Source organism: Streptomyces sp. Isolate_45 (genome assembly GCF_024721315.2).
In the GTDB taxonomy this organism is placed as follows: Bacteria; Actinomycetota; Actinomycetes; order Streptomycetales; family Streptomycetaceae; genus Streptomyces.
On sequence record NZ_JANFAK020000287.1, the window covers coordinates 1 to 5,293 of the forward strand.

Here is a 5,293-nt window from a genome sequence, read left to right on the forward strand (position 1 = left end):
AAGGCCGCCACGACCGCCGACGCCGCGTCCTCGTCACCGGCGATGACCACCGACCCCGGACCGTTGACCGCCGCGACACTCACCCGCTCGGTCAACAGCGGCAGGACCTCGTCCTCCGACGCCTGCACCGCGACCATCACGCCACCCGAAGGCAGCGCCTGCATCAACCGCCCACGAGCCGCCACCAACACGCACGCGTCGTCCAGCGACAACACACCCGACACATGCGCGGCAACGATCTCACCGATCGAGTGCCCGGCCACGAAGTCCGGCCGCACACCCCACGATTCGAGCAGCCGGAACAACGCCACCTCGACCGCGAACAACGCCGGCTGCGTGCATTCGGTCCGATCCAGGAGCCCCGCGTCCGCCCCGAACAGGACTTCCTTCAAAGGCACTTCGAGATCCATGCGCTCGCACACCGCGTCCAGCGCGGCGGCGAACACCGGGTGGGTCTCGTACAGTTCCCGACCCATGCCGAGGCGTTGGCTGCCCTGCCCGGTGAACAGGAACGCGAGTTTTCCGGCGCCGGCGGCGCCCAGGGTGCCGCGCGTGACCGTGGTGGTGGTCAGGTCGCCGTTCTCCAGTGCGGCCAGGCCGCGCAGCAGTTCCTGCCGGTCGTCCGTCACGACCACCGCGCGGTGGTCGAACGCGGCGCGTCGGGTCGCCAGCGAGTAGGCCACGTCCGTGGCGCCGGTCTCTGGGGCTTCCTCCAGGCGGGCCCGCAGGCGGGCCGCCTGGCCGCGCAGGGCGTCCGCCGACTTGGCGGACAGCACGTACGGCAGCGCGGGCGTGGGGGCGGTCGCGGACGAGGAGGCGTTCGCCTCGGGTTCGTCGGGGGCCTGCTCGATGATCGTGTGGGCGTTGGTGCCGCTGATGCCGAACGACGACACACCGGCCCGGCGGGGGCGGCCCGTCTCCGGCCACGGCATGGACTCGGTCAGCAGGCTGACGGCGCCGTCCTCCCAGTCGACGTGCGGGGTCGGCTCGTCGACGTGGAGGGTCCTGGGCAGGATCCCGTGCCGCATCGCCATGATCATTTTGATGACGCCCGCGACACCGGCGGCGGCCTGCGTGTGGCCCATGTTCGACTTGATCGAACCGAGCCGGAGGGGCTCGTCGGCCGCGCGCTCGCGTCCGTAGGTGGCCAGGAGGGCCTGTGCCTCGATCGGGTCGCCGAGCGTCGTGCCCGTGCCGTGTGCCTCGACCACGTCGATCTGGTCGCTGGTCAGCCCGCCGGAGGCGAGGGCCTGGCGGATGACGCGCTGCTGGGACGGGCCGTTGGGGGCGGTCAGGCCGTTGGAGGCGCCGTCCTGGTTGATCGCCGAGCCGCGGACCACGGCGAGCACCGGGTGTCCGTTGCGGCGGGCGTCGGACAGCCGCTCGACGAGCAGCATGCCGGCGCCTTCGGCCCAGCTGGTGCCGTCGGCCGCCGCGGCGAAGGACTTGATGCGGCCGTCGGCGGCCAGACCGCGCTGGCGGCTGAACTCGGTGAAGGTGCCCGGTGTCGACATGACGGTGACACCGCCCGCCAGCGCCATGGTGCATTCGCCGTTGCGGAGCGCCTGGATCGCCCAGTGCAGGGCGACGAGGGACGACGAGCACGCGGTGTCGACGGTGACCGCCGGGCCCTCCAGGCCGAACGCGTACGAGACGCGGCCCGAGGCGATGCTGCCGGAGTTGCCGGTGCCGAGGTAGCCCTCGACGCCGTCGGGCACGGAGGTGATGCGGGTGGCGTAGTCGTGGTACATGATGCCCGCGAACACGCCGGTGCGGCTGCCGCGCATCGACGCCGGGTCGATGCCGGCCCGCTCGAACGCCTCCCAGGAGGTTTCCAGCAGCAGGCGCTGCTGCGGGTCCATCGCGACGGCCTCGCGCGGCGAGATCCCGAAGAACGCCGGGTCGAAGCGGCCCGCGTCGTGCAGGAATCCGCCCGAGCGGGTGTAGCTGGTGCCCTTGCCGTCCGGGTCCGGGTCGTAGAGCGAATCCAGGTCCCAGCCGCGGCCTTGCGGGAATTCGGAGATGGCGTCGATGCCGCCCGCCACCAGGCGCCACAGGTCCTCGGGGGTCTCGACGCCTCCGGGGTAGCGGCAGCTCATGCCGACGATCGCGATCGGGTCGTCCTGGAACGAGGCGCCGAGGGTGACCGGCAGGGCGGTGGCGGCGCCGGCCGTCTCCCCCTCGCCGTCCCCGGTCAGGCCCAGGACCTCGGTCTTCAGGTACGCCGCCAGCGCGCTGGGCGTGGGGTAGTCGAAGACGAGGGTGGCGGGGAGCCGTTGGCCGGTGGCGGCGCCGAGCCGGTTGCGCAGTTCGACGGAGGTCAGGGAGTCGAAGCCGAGCTCCTTGAAGGCCCGGTCGGCCGACACCTCGTCGGTCGAGGCGTGACCGAGTACGGCGGCGACCTCGGTCCGGACGATGTCCAGCAGGGCCTCGTCCCGGTCGGCCGTCGCGAGCGCCGACAGTCGGGTGATGAGCGCGGACCCGTCGGCCGTGGCGGCCTGTCCCGCTGCCCGGCGTGCCGGTACGCGGACCAGTCCGCGCAGCAGGTCGGGGACCATGCCCGCGCGGGCCTGGGCGCGCAGGGCGGCCAGGTCGAGCGGGAGCGGCACGAGCAGCGGCTCGGTGGTGCGGCGGGCCGCGTCGAAGAGGGCCAGGCCCGTCTCCGGTGCGAGGGCGCCGATGCCACCGCGGTTGATGCGTTCGCGGTCGCCGCCGGCCAGGTCTCCGCCCATGCCGCCGACGCCCGTCCACAGGCCCCAGGCGAGGGAGGTGCCCGCCAGGCCCTGGGCGTTGCGGTGGGCGGCGAGGGCGTCCAGGAAGGTGTTGGCCGCCGCGTAGTTGGCCTGCCCGGCGCCACCGAACACTCCGGCGGCGGAGGAGAACAGCACGAAGGCGGAGAGGTCGAGGTCGCGGGTCAGCTCGTGGAGGTTCCACGCGGCGTCCGTCTTGGGGCGGAGGACCGCCGACAGGCGCTCGCCGGTCAGGGAGCCGATGACCCCGTCGTCCAGGACACCGGCCGTGTGCACGACACCGGTCAGGGGGTGTTCCGCCGGTACGGCGGCCAGTACGGCCGCCAGCGCGGCTCGGTCGGCGACGTCACACGGGGCCCACGACACCTCGGCGCCCAGACCGGCCAGCTCCGCCGACAACTCGGAGGCGCCCTCGGCGGCCCCACCACGACGGCTGACCAGCAGCAGGTTCCGTACGCCGTGCTCGGTCACAAGGTGACGGGCGAAGAGCCCGCCCAGCGAACCGCTCGCACCCGTCACCAGGACGGTGCCCGCGGGATCCCACTCCGAGGCCGCGTTCTCGGTGGCCTTCGCACGCGCCAGCCTCGGTACCAGGACGGCGCCGTCGCGCACCGCGACCTCGGACTCGCCCGAGGCGAGGGCGGCGGCCAGGGCCTCACGCACGTCACCGTCGGCATCGACGTCCACGTCGACCAGCACGATGCGGCCCGGGTTCTCCGACTGCGCGGACCGTACGAGGCCCCGTACCGGGGCGTGCGCGAGGTCCGGGACGCCTTCGCCCGGTACGGCCTCCACCGCGCCCCGTGTCAGGAACACCAGTCGCGAATCGGCGGGCCCGTCGGTGGCGGCCCACTCCTGGAGGATCCCCAGGGCCCGGCCGGTCTCCGCGTGCACCGCGGCGGCGAGGTCATCGCCGGTCGGGTCCAGGAGCGACACCACCGAGGCGGCCTCGGTCCCGTCGCCCTCTCCCCACATGGACCAGTCGTCGAAGGTTCCGCCCGTCGCCGACTGCGTCCACTCGACGCGGAACAGGGCGTCACGGGTCTGGTCCGGGCCGGTGGCGAGCCGGTCGCGGCCGACGGCCCGTAGGGCGAGGCCGGTGACCGAGGCGACCGGCGCTCCGGTGGTGTCGGCGATGGTGAGGGCCACCTCGCCGTTCCGGGCGGTGGTCAGACGTACCCGAAGCTCGGAGGCTCCGACCGCGTGCAGCCTGATCCCGGACCAGGAGAACGGCAGCCGGCCTTCGGTAGCGTCGGCGGCGCCCAGTCCGAGCACGTGCAGGGCGGCGTCCAGGAGCGCCGGGTGCAGGCCGAAGCGCGCGGCCTCGGCGGCGGCTCCGTCGGGCAGGGCGACCTCGGCGTAGTACGTGCCGTCGTGCCGCCAGGCGGCCCGCAGGCCCTGGAACACGGGGCCGTAGCCGAAGCCGGAGTCCGCGAGGCCCTCGTACAGGCCCTCCACCGGCACGGCTTCCGCGCCGGCCGGCGGCCACTCGGTGAGGCCCTGCGGTGCGGGGTCGGCCCCGGCCGCGAGCACGCCGGCGGCGTGCCGCGTCCACGGGGCGTCCGGGTCCGCGCCCTCCGGGCGGGAGTGGAGCGCGAGGCTGCGGCGCCGGGCCGCCGGGTCGGCGGCTCCGACGGACAGGCGTAGCTGTACGCCACCCTGTTCGGGCAGTACCAGCGGTGCCTCAAGGGTGAGTTCGTCGACCAGGTCGCAGCCGACGTGGTCACCGGCCCGGAGCGCCAGGTCTACGAAGGCCGTGCCGGGCAGGAGGGCGGCGCCCATGACCCGGTGGTCCCCGAGCCACGGGTGGGTGGCCAGCGACAGCCGGCCGGTGAAGAGGTGGCCGTCGGAATCGGGCAGTTGGACCTCGGCGCCGAGCAGCGGGTGGTCGGTGGTGCCGAGTCCGGCCGCCCCGACGTCGCCGTCCGCGCGACCGGCGTCGAGCCAGTGGACGGTGCGTTGGAAGGCGTATGTCGGCAGGTCGACGCGGCCGGCACCGAGCGGGGCGTAGAAGGCGGCCGGGTCGAGGGTGGCGCCGCGCACCCAGGCGGTGGAGAGCGCCGAGAGCAAGGTCTCCGCTTCGTCGCGTCCGGCGCGCAGGGCGGGGGCGAAGGCGGATTCCCGGGTGGCGGACTCCTGGGTGAGGCAGTCCTGGGCGAGGGCGGAGAGGATGCCGTCGGGGCCGAGTTCGACGTACGTCGTCACCCCGGCCGTTTCGAGGGTCCGGATGCCGTCGAGGAAGCGGACGGCCTCGCGGACGTGGCGGACCCAGAAGTCCGCCGTACCCATCTCGCCGTCGGCGATCAGGCCGCCGGTCAGGTTCGAGACGATCGGAATGCGCGGGGCGGCGAAGGACAGCCTCTCCACCACCCGGCGGAAGTCGTCCAGCATGGCGTCCATGTGCGGCGAGTGGAACGCGTGACTGACCGTCAGGCGCTTGCTCCTCCGGCCGGTCAGAGCCGTCACGACCGCCGTCGCCGCGTCCTCGTCACCGGCGATCACGACCGAGCGCGGCCCGTTGATCGCCGCGACGCTCACGCGGT

1 protein-coding gene is annotated in these 5,293 nt (G+C 73.9%); it reads right to left on the reverse strand.

Going from position 1 to position 5,293, the window contains the following annotated elements; all coding sequences use genetic code 11:
• On the reverse strand, positions 1 to 5,293 hold a 5,293-nt coding region (locus NOD94_RS40020), incomplete at both ends, for a type I polyketide synthase (RefSeq protein ID WP_281211164.1).